Origin of the sequence: Desulfofalx alkaliphila DSM 12257, from assembly GCF_000711975.1 — a bacterium.
Taxonomy (GTDB): domain Bacteria; phylum Bacillota; class Desulfotomaculia; order Desulfotomaculales; family Desulfohalotomaculaceae; genus Desulfofalx; species Desulfofalx alkaliphila.
Window position 1 is genome coordinate 250,968 of sequence record NZ_JONT01000001.1, and the last position, 18,504, is coordinate 269,471.

Here is an 18,504-nt window from a genome sequence, read left to right on the forward strand (position 1 = left end):
TCCTATTAACGTTGAATTTACAGATAAAGTAAGAGTAAGGGGGTTGCTTACTGTGGGCAGTGGAGTATTAGCAGCCCTGGATATTGGAACCTACAATATATCTGCCGCAATTTTTAGCATTAAGGATGGAGAAGCGGAAATAATTGCCTGTGGTGAATCGCCTGCCCTTGGTATGAAGAGGGGTAGCGTTTGCGATATTGATGCTTGCGCCAGGTCTATTGCCACTGCGGTGAAAGAAGCTGAAAAAACTGCCGGCTTTTTGATGCCGGCTGCCTTTGTGGGCTTTTCCGGATGCAGCATATCAAGCACCAATGTGGTTTCGGGCATTGATATACTGGACCCAGCGCAGGGAGTAACTGATGTGGATTTACAGCTGCTGATGGAAAGTTGCCGGGCCGGCTCGGCAACCGATGAAATGATTTTGGTACAGCAGCTACCTATTGATTATGGTATAGATGGTTGTTGGGGCTTGTCTCAACCCAGGGGTGCCAAAGGAAAGCGCCTGGAAGCTGAGGTGCATCTTGTTTACGGACAGGCTGAAGCAATAAATAATTTATTGGCTTCCCTACATAGGGGCAATATAAGACCCAAGGCTTTGTATTATAATCCACTGGTGTTGGCGGACCAGGTGTTACAGCATGCAGATAAACAGCTGGGAGCCCTATTGGTGGATCTTGGAGGTGCTACCACTGACCTTTGTTGGTATCATCGCGGTTTGCCACGGATGACCCTTTCCCTACCCATAGGCGGTGAGCATATCACCGGTGACTTAGCCATTGGCTTGCATGTGCCGATATCTGTGGCAGCTAAAATAAAGATTGATAATAATGAGAACAAAGGTATGGATACAAAAACCAATCAGTTTATTAACGAAATAATAGATTCCCGCGTGACAGAGTTGGCTGACATGATAGAAAATTCCATTAATACCTATGGGCACGGTGCCCGGCCAACTAAGCTGGTTTTAATTGGGGGCGGTGCAAAACTAAAAGGACTGCCAGGCATGTTAGAGGGTAATTTAAACCTGCCGGTTCATTTAATTGATGAACAGGAAGGTGTGCATACAAGCTTAAATGCCGTTGCATTAATTAAATATGGACAAAAAAACCACATGGGTGTTCATGATAAAAAAAGTAATTTGTTAGCCCGTGTAAAAGGTGGATTCAAAAGCGTGATTCATAAATTTACATTTTAACCACGACAGTAGTAGTGGCAGATTTAAGTGGAGGAGGATTACTGCATGCTGGATTTTGAGATGGACTTTGATCAATATGCCAATATTAAAGTAATCGGTGTTGGTGGGGGTGGCAATAATGCCGTTAACCGCATGATTGCCGCCGGTTTAAAAGGTGTTGAATTTATTTCCGTAAATACGGATGCCCAGGCCTTGCAATTAGCCCAAAGCAGCAGCAGAATACAAATTGGTGCCAAACTAACCAAGGGTCTGGGTGCAGGGGCCAACCCTGAAATTGGGAAAAAAGCCGCTGAGGAAAGTCGGGAAGAGATTCAAGAGGCCCTAAAAGGTGCCGATATGGTCTTTGTCACTGCCGGTATGGGCGGCGGTACAGGCACCGGTGCAGCTCCGGTGGTGGCGGAGGTGGCCAAAGAAATAGGTGCGCTTACAGTCGGTGTTGTCACCAAGCCCTTTACCTTTGAAGGTCGTAAGCGGCTTAACCAAGCGGAATTTGGTATTAATGAACTAAAAAGCAAGGTGGACACACTGATTACCATCCCCAATGACCGATTACTTCAGGTAATTGATAAACATACTTCAATTGTTGAGGCATTTCGCATTGCCGACGATGTGCTCCGTCAAGGTGTGCAAGGCATATCAGACCTGATAGCAGTGCCCGGCTTAATTAATCTTGACTTTGCCGACGTCAAAACCATTATGAAAGATACCGGCTCTGCCTTGATGGGTATTGGATCCTCCAGTGGGGATAATAGGGCCACAGAGGCAGCCAGGGGCGCCATTTCCAGCCCCTTGTTAGAGACCTCAATTGAAGGTGCCCGGGGTGTTCTGTTAAATATTACAGGAGGGCCGTCCCTGGGGCTGTTTGAGGTAAATGAGGCTGCAGAAATAATTGCCCAGGCAGCTGATCCCGAAGCAAATATTATTTTTGGGGCAGTGATAGACGAAGCCATGAATGAGGATGTGCGGGTAACGGTAATAGCCACCGGTTTTGACCACCGCCCCACCAATGATAAGAAAGACGGCTTGAAGAACGAGATGGATATTAAGCCTTTTACCAACCATGATGAGTTGGATATACCTGCCTTTTTACGCCGCAGAAGTTAATTGTCATATTATATGTGATAAGGAAATATTTTTTATTAGGGTCTTTGTATAGAGACCCTTTTTTGTACTAATCGCAGAGATTTAGGGGGTTAAGATGTTAAAAGATTTTAAATTACGCCCTTATTTAGTTTTCGCCCTAAAGGCGGAAATACTTTTTGTGCTCATTTTACTTGGCATGGCCTATTATACAGTTAACGTAATAAAAGACAGTGCCCTACTTATGGAATTTATGGACCAACTCTTTGCAGGGCTGGCCCAGAAGGTGGGTCATACCACCTTGGCGGGAATGACCGTAAAAATATTTGTGAACAATTTTCTCATAACCATTGCCCCTCTGGCTATTTTCTTAATTTCCCTGTTACCTGTGAGGGGATTAAAGGTGCTGGCAGTGTTTTTTTCCGCTGCGGTGGGTGTGTTTTTATACTTTATTAACGCCCTGGTAGCGGGAATTGCCCTTGGAGCCATGAGCATAACCACCGGGGTCAGCTACGGCAGCTTAATTGCAGTTACCATGGTGCATGGGTCCCTGGAACTGTTTGCCATGGCCGCAGGTACAATGTTTTCTGTCTATTATCTATATAAAATATCGAAAAGGCCGCCAAACAATAATGAAAGCAGAATACATATTTATTTACCTGCAGCCCGGCAACTTATTTTCAAACTAATTTTGATATTGGCCTTGATTCTTGCTGCGGCCGCTATTATTGAAACATATATATCCATGGCTTTAGCCGAAAGATTATTGGCCTAATTAACACTGGGATAACAGCCCAGCACCCGCAAATCATTAACCCGCAGCTTTATTGAACCCAGCAAATTATTCATTAAACCCTCTTGGTAGTGCCAGATAAAATCGACGAAAAAGCGATAGCTACCCAATTCATTTTTAGTGGGGCGTGATTCTATGCGGGTTAAATTTATGTTTCTTTGGGCAAACTCCCCCAGCAGATGATACAGTGCCCCCGGTTGGTGTGGCAGGGTAAACACCAGTGATGTTTTACATTGGCTGCATGGCGGTGCTTTAGCTTTGGCAGATATTATTAAAAACCGAGTGGTGTTATTGGCATAGTCATTAATGTTCTCTGCCATGGGCTGCAAATTATTTAACTTACCTGCCATACTGCTGCCGATGGCCGCCCAGGGATCCCCGGCTTCAGAAACGAGGGTGGCGGCCAGGGCAGAGCTGGATACCTCCACAATTTCAGCCCGGGGCAGATGTGCAGCCAACCACTGGCGGCACTGCCCGATGGCCTGGGGATGGGAAAGTACCCGGGTCAGCTGATCCAATTGCACACCGGGCTTTGTCAGCAACTGATGAGAAACTGCCAATAATAGTTCACCAATAATCTTTACCTTGCCGTGGTAGGCCAATAAATCTAAAACTATACCCACCGAACCTTCGGCAGAATTTTCAACCGGCACCACCCCGGTGGTAATTTCCTTTTTCTCCACTGCTGCCACTAGGCTTGCCAATGATGAGTAGGGGACCAATACCGTGTCGGTCCCCTTTTTCCACTTTTCTGCAGCGCAATGGGAAAAGGTGCCTGCCGGCCCTAAGTAGCCAAGGGTTGCTTTATTATTATAATTCCTGCTTATCCCCCCGCCCGCCATAGGATCAATTGATGATGCTAGCATTTTTATTCCCCCTTGCTTTTATAAAAAATTCTTACACCAATGTGAATTATCAGCTAAATAAAAAAGCCTGCACTTCACCCCAATTATTGGGACGAAAACTGCAAGCTTCCGCGGTACCACCCAAATTAGCCGCTCAAAATGCGGCTCCCCTCGCTAGGGTACAGGAATACTGCTTATTCTGTCACCTTTTAAAAGGGTGTAAAAATAAAAATCTTCCGCCCCATCAGGGACGGAAGAGTAATCTTTTCCGCGATACCACCCTGGTTACCCATGCAATAAATATGCATTGGGTCACCTCTGACAGAGTACAGGAATAAACCGATACCCCCTCCCCTGTAACGCCGGGAGAATTGCGGCCCAGCCTACTTTCTTTGTAACACAAAGTTTCAGCCTGCATCTCAAGAGTGAACTTCAGCAAGTCATTTTTTAGAAGTGCTTTCAGCCGGTGACACTTCCTCTCTGGAAAAAATGTTCCTTACCTACTTTTCTCTGTCATTGAATTTAGAGCCATATAAATTAAATTGTAGTATAACACCAAGTCAAGCTATTATCAAGTTTTAATTTGTTTATATTTATTAAACTTGTGCCCTGCCGGCATGGCCGGTTATAAGAAAAATTTAAATACTGATTAAATCCGAAAAAATAGACAAAAATAATTGCGGCCCCGTTACCACATATTGACAATTTTAACAAGCTTTAGGGTGTATAATAATCTCAAGGAGTTGTTGCAAAAAAATTCATATTTGTATTTTTGCGGCCATATAATCTACTGCGGAGTTTTCAATTATTTGCCAGGGCCGCTTTTGGAGGTCTTTAAATGACCCAGGTGGTTTATCTGGACACGGTGGTTTTGGGAAACCTGGTGATGAATTATGCAATCCTGTGGGCCACAGCCAAGTTTGCCCAGTTTTACCCCAGTCGCTGGCGACTGCTATGTGGCGCAGCGGTGGGGTCAATTTATGCTTTAACGGTTTTTATTCCACCCCTGCAGTGGATGCTAATTTGGTGTTTTAAGCTTTTGCTGTCTCTCTTAATGGTGCTGGCTGCCTTCGGTTTTTTGCCCTGGCGGCGTTTGCTAATAACCTTGGCCTATTTTTACCTGGCCTCCTTTGCCATTGGCGGAGCGGTATTTGCTGCCCTTTTCTTTCTTCAATCCAGTGGTTACTACGGAAAACTAAAGGATATTACCACAGCTTTAGAAAGCAATTTTTGGTGGGCGATAGCATTTGCCCTGGTATTAACCGCTGCCACCGGTTGGTGGGGGGCAGCCTTGTACCGCAAAAGCCTGCACCAAAAGAGCTACAAGAGAATGGTAACCATTGATATGTTAGGCCGGCAGGTACAAATAAGTGCCCTTATTGACAGCGGTAATGCTTTGTATGATCCCCTCACCGGGCTGCCTGTCACTGTGGTGGAGTATGGGGCCATAAAAGGGTTGTTGCCCGCCGCCATACAAGAGCTTTACGAGCAAAAGGGGACTGTTGATTATCAGCAATGGCAAAGGGTGCTATCAGGTAGCCCATGGGCAGGGCGATTTAAATTGATACCATACCGGTCACTGGGTAAATCCCAAGGTATGTTATGGGGCTTTACTCCCGATAAGATTCAAATAGATAACGGTAGTCAAACAATAAGCACATCTAAAGTAATAGTGGCGGTACATAGGGGAGTGCTTACTGCGGATAATGGATACCGGGCTTTGCTGCACCCGCAATTAATAAAAGCAGCCTAATAGTAATCCCGGGGAGTGATAGGCACTTGAGTAACATTAACCATGTAGAAATGATGATGAAATTAACAATAGTAAGACTGCTGCATTGGCTGGGCTACCAGCCTGAAATCCATTATGTGGGCAGCAGTGAAGCACTGCCGCCCCCTCTCACCTCCGATGAGGAAAGTGACTTAATTCATCAATTGGAAATGGGAGATAACTCCGTCAAGAGTGTTTTAATCGAGCGAAACTTGCGCCTGGTGGTCTACATAGCCCGTAAGTTTGAAAATACCGGCGTAGGCATTGAGGATTTGGTTTCCATTGGCACCATCGGATTGATAAAGGCGGTAAACACATTTGATCCGGTTAAAAAAATCAAACTGGCCACCTATGCATCCAGGTGTATAGAGAACGAAATTTTAATGCACCTGCGCAGAAACAATAAAACAAAGACGGAAGTGTCCTTTGATGAGCCCTTAAATATTGATTGGGACGGCAATGAATTGTTGCTATCTGATGTGCTGGGAACGGAAAATGATGTAATTTATAAATACATAGAAGAAGAGGTGGATAAAAAACTGCTTCATTTGGCACTGCAAAAACTAAATGGCCGTGAAAGAAGAATAATGGAATTGCGGTTTGGGTTAAATAATTGTGAAGAAAAAACCCAGAAGGAAGTGGCTGATTTGCTGGGCATTTCTCAATCTTATATCTCAAGATTAGAAAAAAGAATAATTCGCCGTTTGAAAAAAGAAATACACCGGATGGAATAGGGGTACAGATTGTAATGTATATTTAAAAAGCACCAAGGCAATAATTGAACTAAGCAAGTTAATAAAGCTGAAACGAGGTGGGGAACACTGATGCTGGTCAACAAAGTTGAAATCTGCGGTGTAAACACTTCTAAACTTCCTGTACTATCAAGCAGTCAGATGCGTACTTTGTTTGAGGCCATGCAAAACGGCGACACCGAGGCTCGAAACAAGCTCACCAACGGCAACTTGAGGTTGGTGCTCAGTGTTATACAAAGGTTTACCAACCGTGGGGAATGTGTGGATGACCTGTTTCAAGTGGGCTGTATCGGTTTGATGAAGGCTATTGATAATTTTGATTTAAGTCAAAATGTTAAGTTCTCCACCTATGCTGTTCCCATGATAATAGGTGAAATCAGGCGTTATTTAAGAGATAACAACCCAATTAGGGTAAGCAGATCCTTAAGGGATATAGCTTACAAGGCCCTTCAAGTAAGAGACTCATTGGTAAACAAGCACTCAAGGGAACCGTCCATCAACGAGATAGCCAGTGCCCTGAACATCCCCAGGGAGGATATAGTATTTGCCCTGGATGCCATTCAAGAACCTATTTCGCTCTTTGAACCCATTTACCACGACGGGGGAGACCCTATCTTTGTGATGGACCAAATAAGTGATGAAAAAAGTCTTGACCTCAGCTGGCTGGAGGGTATTGCCATAAGAGATGCACTCAGTAGGCTCAGTGACCGGGAAAAACACATACTGACATTGCGGTTTTTTGAGGGTAAAACCCAGATGGAAGTGGCTGAAGAAATAGGTATTTCCCAGGCCCAGGTGTCCCGCTTGGAAAAGGCTGCCTTAAATCATATGCGAAAACATGTCTAACAGGGGGGATGGAAATGGGCAAAGTAATTGCGCAAGCAATACTAATCATTTTAGTGGCCGTTACCACCTTCACGGCAAGCCACTTCAATCATTATCACCCTGCCATTGAAGCTTATAACGCCAGCAACTTATACCGTGACTATACTGCCACCATAAGTAAGGAAGAAGTTTACCAATGGACAGCAGAAGTGGAAAATGATGATTACCGGAATGGATCTCTTTGATAAGGTCCATTCTTTTTTTGTTCAGAAAAGCTCCCCCGGCACATATATATACTAGGGGAGGTGCAAAGACATGGTTAAAATATCCGACCTGCGGGCCAGGGAAATAATAAATGTGGTTGACGGCAGGAGATTAGGGGTAATAAAAGATATAGACATAGATTTAGAACAGGGTAAAATCAGCGCCCTAATTCTACCCGGTTCCGGAAGAGTCTTGAGCTTTTGGGGAAGAGAGGAGGAGTTTGTTGTTCCCTGGGAAAAAATAGTCAAAATAGGCATGGATGTAATATTAGTGGAGGTAAACCCAATATCTGAAAGACGTCCGGAGCTGCTTAGGTAATTTATACAAAATACTCTATTCTTGAAAAAGGAAATTTTTCATTTATGGAGGCTGTAAAGAAATCCTTCACCTCTTGCATGGTTTCCTTGGGGTAAATGTATTTTCCGTAACCAAACTGACCGTACTTATAGGTTCTTGTTTCTTCGTCCATGTCTAAGTCGGTGTTCGGAAACACCCGGCCAATGACATCTTTGGCTCGCTTGGTAAATCGGTGGGTAATTAATTCAAAGGTAATTTCATGCTGCAAGTGATCGGGCAGGTTTTTGGCCAGGGAGGTTAACATTTCTGTATAGCTTTCTTGCCAGCTGCTGTGAACAAAAATAGGTCCAATGATAAAGCCTAAGGGATAACCGGCCCTAGCCACCTTTTCTGCAGCTTTTATCCTCTGCAGCATCCGGGGGGTGCCCTGTTCAAATTTTTTTATCACCTCAGCGCTGTTAATGCTGAAGCGAAACCGGGTATGATTGTTATGTGCTGCGTCCAGCAAGGAATCCACGGCGGTATATTTAGTGACAAAACGAAATTTTCCCAGCCTTTGCCTGCCAAAAAACTCAATGGTTTTTTTCAAAGCACCGGTATATATTTCAACGGGAATGGGGTCTGAAGTTGCAGCCCCTTCAAAAACAGTTACTTCGGGACTGTGCTTTTCAATGTATTTTGCGGCCCGCTCCAGTATTTCTTCAATGTTGACATAAACTCTGATATAAGGTTTTTTACCCAGGTTGGTTGCCAGGTAACAATACTGGCACTTTCCCGGGCAGCTGGTAACCAGTGGCAATTGATAATGGGCAGAAGGTTTACAAGTTTGAAAATCCATACTGCGCCGTATTCCCACCACTAGGGTGCGCTTGCCCTCCATGTATGCCTCTTGGGGGGTGCTGCCGGGAATTCCGATTACCCTGTTATGGGAAGATGTATATTTTATTTCCACCCCCATCTGGCTAAAACGTTTTTTTAGTTCCTCACCCAGCGGATACTCCAGTGCATCCGGCTCAAAAAACACCCTTTTTGGGACAAAGGACCTATCCATAATCTCACCTCAGTTTTATATTTTCCCAATTGCAACAATTAAGTCTTCTAGTTATCCGGAAAATAATGTATAATAACAGCGGCACTATTTTGAAGTGGCTAAAATACATTGGAAAATTTTAAAACCGCAAGTATGGGTAGGAATTTTTTGATTTTTTTGTCTTTTAGGCACGTTGACCAACTAGATATAGTATATTAAAATAGGTACACCCACTACATGTTGGGTGTGCTTGTTTTTAAGCCCATTATGCCAAGGGGTGAAATCTATGCGGTGCCCTTTCTGCGGTTACTTAGAAAGTCGGGTATTGGACTCCCGCTCCGCCGATGATGGACATGCCATTCGTCGCCGCCGGGAGTGCGGCCAATGCAACAAGCGGTTTACCACCTACGAGCGGGTTGATGAACTGCCGCTGGTGGTGGTAAAAAAGGATGGGCGCAGGCAGGTGTTTGACCGAAGCAAGCTGTTAAGCGGCTTAATTAAGGCCTGCGAAAAGCGACCTATCCCCGTTGATACCTTGGAAAAACTTGTGAAGCAAATTGAAAAAGACTTACGTAACACCATGGAAAATGAAGTTAGCAGCATAGCAATCGGTGAAAAGGTGATGGATTGGCTGCGGCAAAAGGATGAAGTGGCTTATGTACGGTTTGCCTCGGTTTACCGGGAGTTTCAAGATGTTTATAGCTTTATGCAGGAACTGGAAAGGTTCCTGAAAAAAGACAAAAAATAATAGAGTTACGCCATGAGGGGGTAAATTATGTTTAAGACCATTAGAAAGAGAGATGGGCGCGAAGTTCCCTTTGATGAATCTAAAATCACCGATGCCATCTTTAAGGCCGCCCTGGCTGTGGGGGGAGAGGACCGTACCACTGCCATGGAACTTACCTTAGATGTGCTTAAAATGTTAAAGCAAAAGTATAACGGACATATCTTTGGCGTAGAAGAAGTGCAAGACGTGGTGGAAAAGGTGCTGATTGAAAGGGGACATGCTCGCACTGCCAAAGCATATATCTTGCACCGGGATAAAAGAACCCGTATGCGTGAAGCTAAGAGCGACCTGATGGATGCGGTGGAGGAAATTTTGGAGGAAACCAGCAAGGAAAATGCTAACGTAAGCAATTCTCCTTCGGCTAAAATGCTCCAAATTGCCAGTGCAGCCAGTAAAAAGTATTACCTAACCCGCCTAATTCCTGAAGAAATGTCTAACGCCCACATTAAGGGTGATATACATATTCATGACCTTGATTTTTACGGTAAGACACTGACCTGTATTCAAATTCCGCTGGGCAGATTGCTACAAGAAGGGTTTAACACCGGGCACGGCTATATTCGCCCACCCAAGCGGCCCACTTCGGCCACTGCCCTGGCGGCCATTATATTGCAAAGTGCGCAAAATGACATGCACGGTGGACAATCCTTTGCCTTTTTTGATCGGGATATGGCTCAGTTTGTGGCCGATGCCGATGACTTTGAAACCTATCAGGCAATGGAGGCGTTGATATATAACTTAAACTCGATGCACAGCCGGGCCGGGGCCCAGGTGCCCTTTAGCTCCATTAATGTTGGCACCGATACCTCTGAGGCAGGACGCCGCACCACCCGCAACCTGTTGCTGGCCTATGAAGCAGGTTTGGGCAGGGGAGAAAACCCCATCTTTCCCAACATTATTTTCCGCTTGCAGGATGGGGTAAACTTAAACCCCGGCGACCCAAACTATGATTTGTTTAAATTGGCCATTAGGGTGGCTGCAAAGAGGCTAAACCCCAGCTTTAGCTTTATGGACAGCTCCTTTAATAAGGAATTTGGGGATCAGGTCAGCTACATGGGCTGCCGCAGCAGGGTAATGGCCAATCGCAGGGGGCCTGCCGTTACCGACGGCCGGGGCAACCTTTCTTTTACCACCATCAATTTACCGCGGATAGCCATAAAGGCTGAGCGAAACATGAAAAAGTTTTTCCACATGTTGGATGACATTATTGACTTGACCAAGCGCCAGCTGTATCACCGCTATCAGGTGCAGAGCAAGCTCAAAGTAAAAGACATGCCCTTTTTAATGGGCCAGAAACTTTACTTGGGGTCTGAAAACTTAGGCATGAATGATACCATTGAAGAAGCAATTAAACATGGTACACTGGCCATTGGCTTTATCGGTTTGGCGGAAACCCTAACTTCACTGATAGGGGTGCACCACGGCCAAAGTGAAGACGCCCAGGCCTTGGGGGATGAAATAGTTTCTTTTATCCGCAAAAAAGTAGACGAGGCATGTGAGGAGTATGATTTAAACTTTACTTTGTTGGCAACTCCGGCAGAGGGCCTGTCCGGTCGCTTTGTTAAACTTGACCGCAAAGAGTACGGCATTATACCCGGTGTTAGCAATAAAGATTACTACACCAACTCTTTCCACGTGCCGGTAGATTATTCTATCAGTGCCTTTGAAAAAATTGCCCTTGAGGGGCCATACCACAAGTACTGTAATGCCGGCCATATCAGCTATGTGGAATTGCCCAGCCCGCCGGTGCACAACTTAGAGGCAATGGAATCCATTATTCGGTTTATGCGGGAAAATGATATGGGCTATTCGGCCGTTAACTTCCCGGTGGACTTTTGCACCAACTGCAGCCTGTTGGGAGTAATAGATGAACAAACCTGTCCCCGCTGTGGTTCAGCCTTTATACGCCGGGTGAGACGAATCACCGGTTACTTAAGCACCACCGACCGGTTCAATGACAGCAAGGTTGCTGAGTTAAACGACAGAACTATTCACTCCCTATAGGAGAGGATACGATGATAAAAGCTCGTGTGGCCGGTATTACCGCCGGCAGTGTTGTGGACGGGCTGGGTATTCGCACAGTGGTGTTCTTCCAAGGCTGCCCCAGGCAGTGCCCGGGCTGCCATAATCCCACTGAAATCCCCTTTGAGGGGGGCCAAGAGATATGGGTGGACCGGCTGGCGGAAAAGATAATGGACAAAACCACTGTACTCACCAAAGGTATAACCTTTTCCGGCGGTGACCCATTGGCTCAACCGGAAGCATTGCTTGAAACCATAAAACTGATAAAACAGCAAAAACCGCAATTTGATATTTGGGTATATACGGGCTATACCTTTGAAGAAGTAAAACATTTACCGGTGATTCCATTGATTGATGTTTTGGTGGACGGCCCCTTTATTCAGGAAAAAAGGGATCTGTCGCTGGCCTTTAGGGGCTCATCTAACCAGCGTCTAATTGATGTGGTAAGGACCTTAGAGACAGGTGAAATAGTTGAGCTAGCTATTGATTCTGAAGAATAACATAAAAAGCGGTAGGAAACGAATTGTTTCCTACCGCTTTGTTATCAGGTAAGAATATGCTTCTATCCTATACTGTCATAAGATACTTATCTACATGCTGCGCAGTTGCTTGAGGTGCAGCTTGTACAACTATCACCTCGGCTGCCGCGCAGTGAATCGGCACTGTCACTTCTAAAGCTGGACATCACCCTTTTGGGCTTATTGGCCTGACATTTAGGGCAAGTAAGATTCTCTCCTGTCTCACCCAGCTGACACAGCCGTTCAAATTTATGTTGACATGATTGACAGCGGAATTCATATATTGGCATTTTAATCCCCCCTCTTGGCTGGTTTAAAATATTCCATGGCTTTAAACACTAATTATTATAACATAAGTTGCAGCTAAAGCCTCGCCCCTGATAAAAAGCTTTAGGCTTAATAATTATGCGGGCTTCGGAAAGAGGCAGCTGACACCGGCTGGCTTTTCTTTACAGGGATTTTAAGGTTTTATGTAGTGCATGGATTGAAATCCTGGTACTAATGTAATCCAGTGCATCCGGATAAAGTTGCACTCCACACGGAGTGCATGGATTGAAATGGCGGGAAATTGTCAAATTAACCCCTTTTCAGCAGGGAAACCCCTACTTTTGCTTGAACTTATATCATAAGTGTTGTCAAAAGGACGGGAGGTTATTTACAGTGCGTATTAAATTTTTAGGTGCGGCCCAGGTGGTAACCGGGTCTTGCTTTCTGTTAGAGGTGGGCAACCATAAAATTGCAGTGGACTGTGGTTTGTTCCAAGGCACCAAGGAGCTTAAGGAGCGCAACTATCGTGACTTTGTGGTACCCCCCAGCAGCATTGATTTTGTGTTACTTACCCATGCCCACATCGATCACAGCGGGCTATTGCCTAAACTGATAAAGCATGGTTTTAAGGGCCGTGTGTTCGCCACCTCGGCCACTGCAGACCTGTGTGAAGTAATGCTGCCCGATGCCGGGTACATACAGGAGATGGAATGTGAACGCAAGAACCGAAAGTACCGCCGCTCCGGTCGTAAGTTAATTGAGCCTATCTATACTGCCGAAGACGGTGAGAAAGCAATGCAATATTTTGAGCGAGTTGCCTACGGGGACATCATTCCCATTACCCCTCAAATAACGGCACGATTTTTAGATGCCGGCCATATCCTAGGTTCGTCAATGCTTGAAATATGGGTCAATGAGGGTGGCCAGGAAACTAAGTTGGTGTTTTCCGGTGATATCGGTAATGTCAAGCAGCCCTTTATTAACGAACCGTCATTTATATTCAATGCGGATTATGTAATAATGGAGTCCACCTACGGCAATAGAACCCACAAACACAAAGATGATAAACAAGATATGCTGCGCCAGGCCATTGTGGATACCTACCAAAAGGGCGGCAACTTAATTATTCCTGCCTTTGCCGTGGGAAGAACCCAGGATATAGTCTATGAAATAGCCCGGTTACAAAAACAAGGCAGTATTCCGGTGGTCCCCATCTACATTGACAGCCCCATGGCTATCAAAGCCACCCAGGTTTTAGATCGCCATCCCAGCATGTACAATGAAGAGGTCAACCAATTAATTAGCGAGGGTTGGCATCCCTTAAGACTGGAAAACCTACACTATTCTGTTACCGCAGAACAATCCAGGGCGTTAAATGAGAAGCCCGGCTTTAATATTATCATTTCTGCCAGCGGCATGTGTGATGCAGGGCGCATTAAACACCACCTGCGCCATAACCTGTGGCGGCCTGAATGCACCATACTGTTTGTGGGCTACCAGGCTTTAGGTACACTGGGAAGGCGGCTGGTTTCCGGGGAGAAATTAATTCGTATTCATGGCGAGGAGGTGGCTGTGCGGGCTGAAATCAGAAACATAGACGGTTTTTCTGCCCATGCTGACCAAACGGCTTTGTTGGCTTGGTTGAGACAATTTATAAAGCCGCCCCGCCAGGTGTTTGTTACCCACGGTGAAACTGCGGCTGCAAATAAACTGGCCCAACTAATTGATGAGCAGTTGAATATTGAGGCCATTGTGCCGGAAATGTTGCAGGAATTTGATCTTACGGTGGATGTTAAAGCTAAGTGTGAATTACTGCGTGAAAACTACCAAAATGTTGCCCAGAAGCTGGAACTGTATATGCAATCGGGTATGGATATCAGTGATTGTGATACCCTATTAAGACGATTAAGAGAACTGGAACGCTGGCTGGATTCTGTTATATAGTAGTACCAATGGTATGGTTAGGGGTGATAGTTTTTGCAGCGAGCCGGCGGTGGTTTTTTACTCAATGACTTGGGCCCGGTCACTTATTTAAGCATTCCTTCCTTTACGGCAACGTCGTTGGTTGCTCACGGTTTTACTACCCGCTTAGGAGGGGTCAGCGAAGGCAGATACAGTTCTTTAAATTTAGGCCTTCATGTTGGCGATGAGCATCAAGCGGTGTTGGTTAACCGGCGTAGGGCCTGCAATGCCATTGGAATAGACAGTGGGCGCTTGGTGGCAGGTCAACAGGTACACCAAGACCAAGTGGCGGTGGTGACAGAGCAGCACCTGGGCAGGGGCAGCCGTAGCTATCAATCTGCCCTGCCCGGGGTGGATGCTTTAATTACCAAGACACCTGGAGTGCCGCTGTCCAGCTATTATGCAGATTGTGTGCCTCTTTTTTTTCTGGACCCGGTACAAAAGGCAGTGGGTTTGGCCCATGCGGGATGGAAAGGTACGGTAAGCAAAATTGGCGCCAAGACGGTGCAGCAGATGACTAAGACCTTTGGCAGTGACCCTAAAGAAATTATCGCAGCCATTGGTCCCTCCATTGGGCCATGCTGTTATCTTGTTGATAAACCTGTCATTGATAAATTGAAGAGGTCATTTAGCTATTGGCATCAACTGGTGAAGGCCTGCGGTGACGGCCAATGGCTCTTAAACTTGTGGGAGACCAATTTACGGGTACTGATAGATGCCGGCATAAGGGGTGAAAATATAAGCATTGCAGCCATTTGTACTTGCTGCAACAGCCATATGTTTTTTTCCTACCGGGCTGCCGGTGGCATAACCGGCAGAATGGCATCCTTTATTATGCTAATATAGTTCTAAAGGGAGGGGGACAATGCCCAAGGAAAAAATTTTAGTGGTGGATGACGAAGAACACATTATTGAGTTGGTGAAGTTTAACCTTGAGCGGGAAGGCTACCGGGTGATCACAACCGGTAACGGTGACCGGGCGCTGGAGCTTGCCAGGCAAGAAAAACCGGATCTGGTGGTGCTGGATATAATGCTTCCCGGCACCGACGGATTAACCGTTTGCCGTACTTTAAACAGTGATCCGGAGACAAAGGTTATTCCGGTAATTTTGCTCAGTGCCAGGGCAGAGGAGTTTGACAGGGTGCTGGGCCTGGAGATGGGGGCGGACGACTACATAGTTAAGCCCTTTTCTCCAAGGGAACTGGTGGCCAGGGTGAAAGCCCGACTGCGCAGGCAGGCTGAATATGCTACTGACAAAAAGGATATTTATACCAATAAGCTCCACATTGGCGGGATGACAATAGACGAAGATCGCTTTGTGGTCAGTGTAAATGATACTAAATTAGAACTAACCCCCAAGGAGTTTGAGCTGACGCGTTTTTTAGCCCGGCATCCCGGCAAGGTGTTTACCAGGGATTTTTTATTGGAAAGAATATGGGGTTATGATTATACCGGTGACTCTAGAACGGTGGACGTGCACATCAGATATATACGGAAAAAGTTAGAGCAAGTTCCCGGCAACCCACAACTGATAGAAACGGTGCGAGGTGTAGGTTATCGGTTTAAGGAGGTATAACAGGTGAAACTGGGGATTAAGACTCGTACCATTGCCAGTTATCTTATATTACTGGCGATTTTTCTTTTATTAATGCTTTTATATGCCAATGGCCTTATTACCCTTTTAACTGCGGTGCCGGTCTTGGTTGCAGCCACCGCTGTTACCGCTTACATAATGGTATCGAGACTAATCGCCCCTTTGGAGCAAGTTACCACCACTGCATATGAGATGGCCGGCGGCATATTAGAACAGGAAATTACAGTGCGGGGCACGGAAGAAATAGATGATTTGGCTATCAGCATTAACACAATGGCTAATCAACTGCGCCAACACATCACCAAGATTAACGAAGAGCGCAACCGGGCCAAGGCCATCTTAGACAGCATGGGTGACGGTGTTATTGCCCTGGACTCCCAAGGGAGGGTGTTAATGATTAATCCGTCCATGGAAAGGCTTTTTAAAGTTGGACGTAAGGAGTGTCTGGGTGAAAAAGTAAATAAAGTAATCAGAAACCATGAATTGGATCAACTCTTGCGCCGGGTTTTAGATCATTGCCAACCCTTAAGCCGGGAAATAAAAATATTGCTGCCGGAGCCCAGAATATTTAAGGTGAAGGCCACACCGCTAAAGGGAAACCGCACAAAGCACCTTGGTGTAGTGGCCATAATGAGTGACGTTACAGAAAGACGTCATTTAGAGAAGATGCGCAGTGAGTTTGTGGCCAATGTCTCCCATGAACTGCGCACGCCTTTGACCTCCATTAAAGGCTTTTTAGAAACCCTCTTGGACGGAGCCATAGATAACCCCAAAACCGCCTATAATTTTTTAAACATCATGAATGTAGAAACTGAAAGGCTGACAAGATTGATAGATGACCTGCTGAAACTGTCTAAGTTAGAGAATAAGCGTACCATGTTAAAGAAGCAAGAGGTGGATCTATCAGCCATCATTACCCAAGCACTGAAAATTTTTAAGCCCCAGGCTGAATACAAGGCCATTAAACTTGAAACTGCAATACCAAGCCACCTGCCCTTGATACAAGGGGAAAAGGACCTTTTGTTTCAAGTATTGATCAATCTGATCGATAATGCCATTAAATACACTCCGGTGGGCGGTAAGGTGGCTGTTATGGTAACCCTGCATCCAAAGGAACTGAAGGTGTCGGTACATGATACCGGACCGGGAATACCGGAAGAGGTCAAGACCAGAGTTTTTGAGCGTTTTTATCGGGTGGACAAGGCCCGGTCAAGGGACGCCGGCGGAACGGGCTTGGGCCTTGCCATAGCTAAACATGTGGTAGAATTGCACGGCGGCACCATTACAGTGCAAAACCATAATCAGGGGGCGGTATTTAGCTTCACTGTACCGCTTAATTAACAAATTAAACCCATGAAGGTATTCAGATGCCCCACTTGTGCTATTAAACCCAGCCTAATTAAAAGGACAGACCCGGCGGACAACCCAATCCTTTTATTAACAATTGAACGGTTGTGGGAAGGATTTAAAAAGTGACCGTCGAATAAATTTTGGAAGCCTATCAATATTATGTTAAAGGAATGCAGCCCTTGAGTCGCTTAAGAAAAAGAAAGAAAAGACTTTTTTTCGGGTCATGTATTATCTTTTTAATACTGGCAATATTAGTTTGGACCATTGTTAATGTTGCGCGCCCGATGGTGTTAAATCAACTGATAAGTATCAATACCATCAGTAAAGATACCGTTAGCATAACCCTTCCGGTTGAAGGCTTAGTTGCTAAAGAAGAGGCTGTAATACGGTCTCCCATAAATGGTGAGTTGGAACTGGTGGTGGAACAGGGTAGGCGGGTTGCTGCCCATGCGGTGGTGGCAAAGGTAAGCGCCCTGAGTTTAGACACTCCGGGAGGCAGCCGGGTGCATAATCTTGCGGCTCCCACAGCAGGTGCCGTCTGTACTAACATTGACGGTCTGGAGGAAGTATTAACCCCTGCCACCCTTCGTGAATTGGATTTATCCGGAATTGGTACCATAAGGAAAAAGGTCACTGCTCAGCCCGGTGGTCAAACCACCATGGTGGAGCGAGGACAAGCGGTGGTTAAACTGGTGGATAACCTAAGACCGGTGCTAATATACCTTGAATTAAAAGATGAAAAAATTCCACCCAAGCTGTTGGAGGAAGGACAAGGTCTTAACCTGATGTACCAAGGCCAATGGTTTACCAGCCGGATAATAAAATCCCAGGCAAAAAAGGAGAATCAATCGGTGTTGGTGGAGGCAAACAGCTATCCTGAGGAATTGATTTTCCAGAGAGTTGCGGAATTTGAATTGCTAAAAACTGAACTGACAGGTTTGTTGGTGGAGGAGGCTAACCTGGTATATAGGGATACACAGCCAGGTTTATACATTGTACAAAGACAAAAGATATGTTGGGTACCGGTGGAAATAAAAGGTGTTCTTCAAGGTAAGGTGGCGGTAGAAAGCCCTGCCCTTTCCGGTGGGGTAAGATATGTTGCCAACCCTCACCTGGTTAAAGAAGGGGACAGAGTTAATAAGTAAATACCAA

Annotated in this window: 19 protein-coding genes and 1 other annotated feature; of the genes, 16 read left to right on the plus strand and 3 right to left on the minus strand. The window is 45.6% G+C overall.

Annotated elements, in window-relative coordinates; all coding sequences use genetic code 11:
• Positions 1–52 precede the first annotated feature (52 nt).
• From ftsA to BR02_RS0101290, 3 genes are all read left to right on the plus strand, one after another.
• Positions 53–1,195 carry a cell division protein FtsA gene (gene ftsA / locus BR02_RS0101280; RefSeq protein ID WP_031513437.1) on the plus strand — a complete coding sequence of 381 codons (1,143 nt, stop codon included), beginning with the start codon at positions 53–55 and terminating at the stop codon, positions 1,193–1,195.
• Between the two features lie 45 nt (positions 1,196–1,240).
• Complete coding sequence (gene ftsZ, locus BR02_RS0101285; protein WP_031513439.1) at positions 1,241–2,299, plus strand: cell division protein FtsZ; 1,059 nt, start codon at positions 1,241–1,243, stop codon at positions 2,297–2,299.
• Positions 2,300–2,393: 94 nt separating this feature from the next.
• Positions 2,394–3,050, plus strand: coding sequence for a stage II sporulation protein M (locus BR02_RS0101290; RefSeq protein WP_031513441.1), 657 nt, complete (start codon positions 2,394–2,396; stop codon positions 3,048–3,050).
• Here the strand turns inward: BR02_RS0101290 and pheA are convergent.
• Positions 3,047–3,934 (minus strand): prephenate dehydratase, encoded by an 888-nt coding sequence (gene pheA, locus BR02_RS0101295; RefSeq protein WP_084170880.1) that lies wholly within the window; start codon positions 3,932–3,934, stop codon positions 3,047–3,049. The genes BR02_RS0101290 and pheA overlap by 4 nt on opposite strands.
• Positions 3,935–4,156: 222 nt before the next feature.
• Positions 4,157–4,439, minus strand: a binding site (T-box leader).
• Positions 4,440–4,751: 312 nt separating this feature from the next.
• Between pheA and spoIIGA the strand changes: the two genes are divergently transcribed.
• The 5 genes from spoIIGA (at position 4,752) to BR02_RS0101325 (ending at position 7,843) form a co-directional block, all read left to right on the plus strand.
• Positions 4,752–5,666 (plus strand): sigma-E processing peptidase SpoIIGA, encoded by a 915-nt coding sequence (gene spoIIGA, locus BR02_RS0101305; protein WP_031513446.1) that lies wholly within the window; start codon positions 4,752–4,754, stop codon positions 5,664–5,666.
• A 50-nt stretch (positions 5,667–5,716) separates the two neighbouring features.
• Positions 5,717–6,418 (plus strand): RNA polymerase sporulation sigma factor SigE, encoded by a 702-nt coding sequence (gene sigE / locus BR02_RS0101310; RefSeq protein ID WP_031513447.1) that lies wholly within the window; start codon positions 5,717–5,719, stop codon positions 6,416–6,418.
• A 90-nt stretch (positions 6,419–6,508) separates the two neighbouring features.
• Complete coding sequence (sigG, locus tag BR02_RS0101315) at positions 6,509–7,282, plus strand: RNA polymerase sporulation sigma factor SigG (protein WP_031513449.1); 774 nt, start codon at positions 6,509–6,511, stop codon at positions 7,280–7,282.
• A 14-nt stretch (positions 7,283–7,296) separates the two neighbouring features.
• Complete coding sequence (locus BR02_RS0101320) at positions 7,297–7,506, plus strand: hypothetical protein (protein WP_031513451.1); 210 nt, start codon at positions 7,297–7,299, stop codon at positions 7,504–7,506.
• Between the two features lie 70 nt (positions 7,507–7,576).
• The gene (locus BR02_RS0101325) at positions 7,577–7,843 is read left to right on the plus strand and encodes a YlmC/YmxH family sporulation protein (RefSeq protein ID WP_031513452.1); all 267 of its coding nucleotides are present in this window, start codon (positions 7,577–7,579) and stop codon (positions 7,841–7,843) included.
• Between the two features lies 1 nt (position 7,844).
• Here the strand turns inward: BR02_RS0101325 and splB are convergent, their stop codons facing one another.
• The gene (gene splB / locus BR02_RS0101330; RefSeq protein ID WP_031513454.1) at positions 7,845–8,873 is read right to left on the minus strand and encodes a spore photoproduct lyase; all 1,029 of its coding nucleotides are present in this window, start codon (positions 8,871–8,873) and stop codon (positions 7,845–7,847) included.
• A gap of 265 nt (positions 8,874–9,138) precedes the next feature.
• Here splB and nrdR point away from each other — a divergent pair, with 265 nt between their 5' ends.
• Genes nrdR through nrdG form a run of 3 tightly spaced genes read left to right on the plus strand, consistent with a single transcriptional unit; the run spans position 9,139 to position 12,161 of the window.
• The gene (gene nrdR / locus BR02_RS0101335; RefSeq protein ID WP_031513456.1) at positions 9,139–9,600 is read left to right on the plus strand and encodes a transcriptional regulator NrdR; all 462 of its coding nucleotides are present in this window, start codon (positions 9,139–9,141) and stop codon (positions 9,598–9,600) included.
• Between the two features lie 27 nt (positions 9,601–9,627).
• Positions 9,628–11,643, plus strand: coding sequence for an anaerobic ribonucleoside-triphosphate reductase (gene nrdD, locus BR02_RS0101340; RefSeq protein ID WP_031513458.1), 2,016 nt, complete (start codon positions 9,628–9,630; stop codon positions 11,641–11,643).
• Positions 11,644–11,654: 11 nt separating this feature from the next.
• Positions 11,655–12,161, plus strand: a complete 507-nt coding sequence (nrdG, locus tag BR02_RS0101345) for an anaerobic ribonucleoside-triphosphate reductase activating protein (protein ID WP_031513460.1) — start codon at positions 11,655–11,657, stop codon at positions 12,159–12,161.
• Between the two features lie 86 nt (positions 12,162–12,247).
• Here nrdG and BR02_RS15000 read toward each other — a convergent pair whose 3' ends face one another.
• Positions 12,248–12,469: an FmdB family zinc ribbon protein gene (locus tag BR02_RS15000; protein WP_084170881.1), complete on the minus strand. Its 222-nt coding sequence runs from the start codon at positions 12,467–12,469 to the stop codon at positions 12,248–12,250.
• 370 nt (positions 12,470–12,839) lie between these two features.
• On the opposite strand from BR02_RS15000, the gene BR02_RS0101350 reads away from it, so the two are divergent.
• The 5 genes from BR02_RS0101350 to BR02_RS0101370 all read left to right on the plus strand — a co-directional run bounded on the left by BR02_RS0101350 (position 12,840) and on the right by BR02_RS0101370 (position 18,497).
• Positions 12,840–14,390: an MBL fold metallo-hydrolase RNA specificity domain-containing protein gene (locus BR02_RS0101350; protein WP_031513461.1), complete on the plus strand. Its 1,551-nt coding sequence runs from the start codon at positions 12,840–12,842 to the stop codon at positions 14,388–14,390.
• A 33-nt stretch (positions 14,391–14,423) separates the two neighbouring features.
• Positions 14,424–15,254 (plus strand): peptidoglycan editing factor PgeF, encoded by an 831-nt coding sequence (gene pgeF, locus BR02_RS0101355; RefSeq protein WP_207640965.1) that lies wholly within the window; start codon positions 14,424–14,426, stop codon positions 15,252–15,254.
• Positions 15,255–15,273: 19 nt separating this feature from the next.
• Positions 15,274–15,984: a winged helix-turn-helix domain-containing protein gene (locus BR02_RS0101360; RefSeq protein WP_031513466.1), complete on the plus strand. Its 711-nt coding sequence runs from the start codon at positions 15,274–15,276 to the stop codon at positions 15,982–15,984.
• A 3-nt stretch (positions 15,985–15,987) separates the two neighbouring features.
• Complete coding sequence (gene pnpS, locus BR02_RS0101365) at positions 15,988–17,343, plus strand: two-component system histidine kinase PnpS (protein ID WP_031513468.1); 1,356 nt, start codon at positions 15,988–15,990, stop codon at positions 17,341–17,343.
• Between the two features lie 293 nt (positions 17,344–17,636).
• On the plus strand, positions 17,637–18,497 hold the full coding sequence (locus BR02_RS0101370; protein WP_476580445.1) for a biotin/lipoyl attachment domain-containing protein: 861 nt from the start codon (positions 17,637–17,639) through the stop codon (positions 18,495–18,497).
• Positions 18,498–18,504 lie beyond the last annotated feature (7 nt).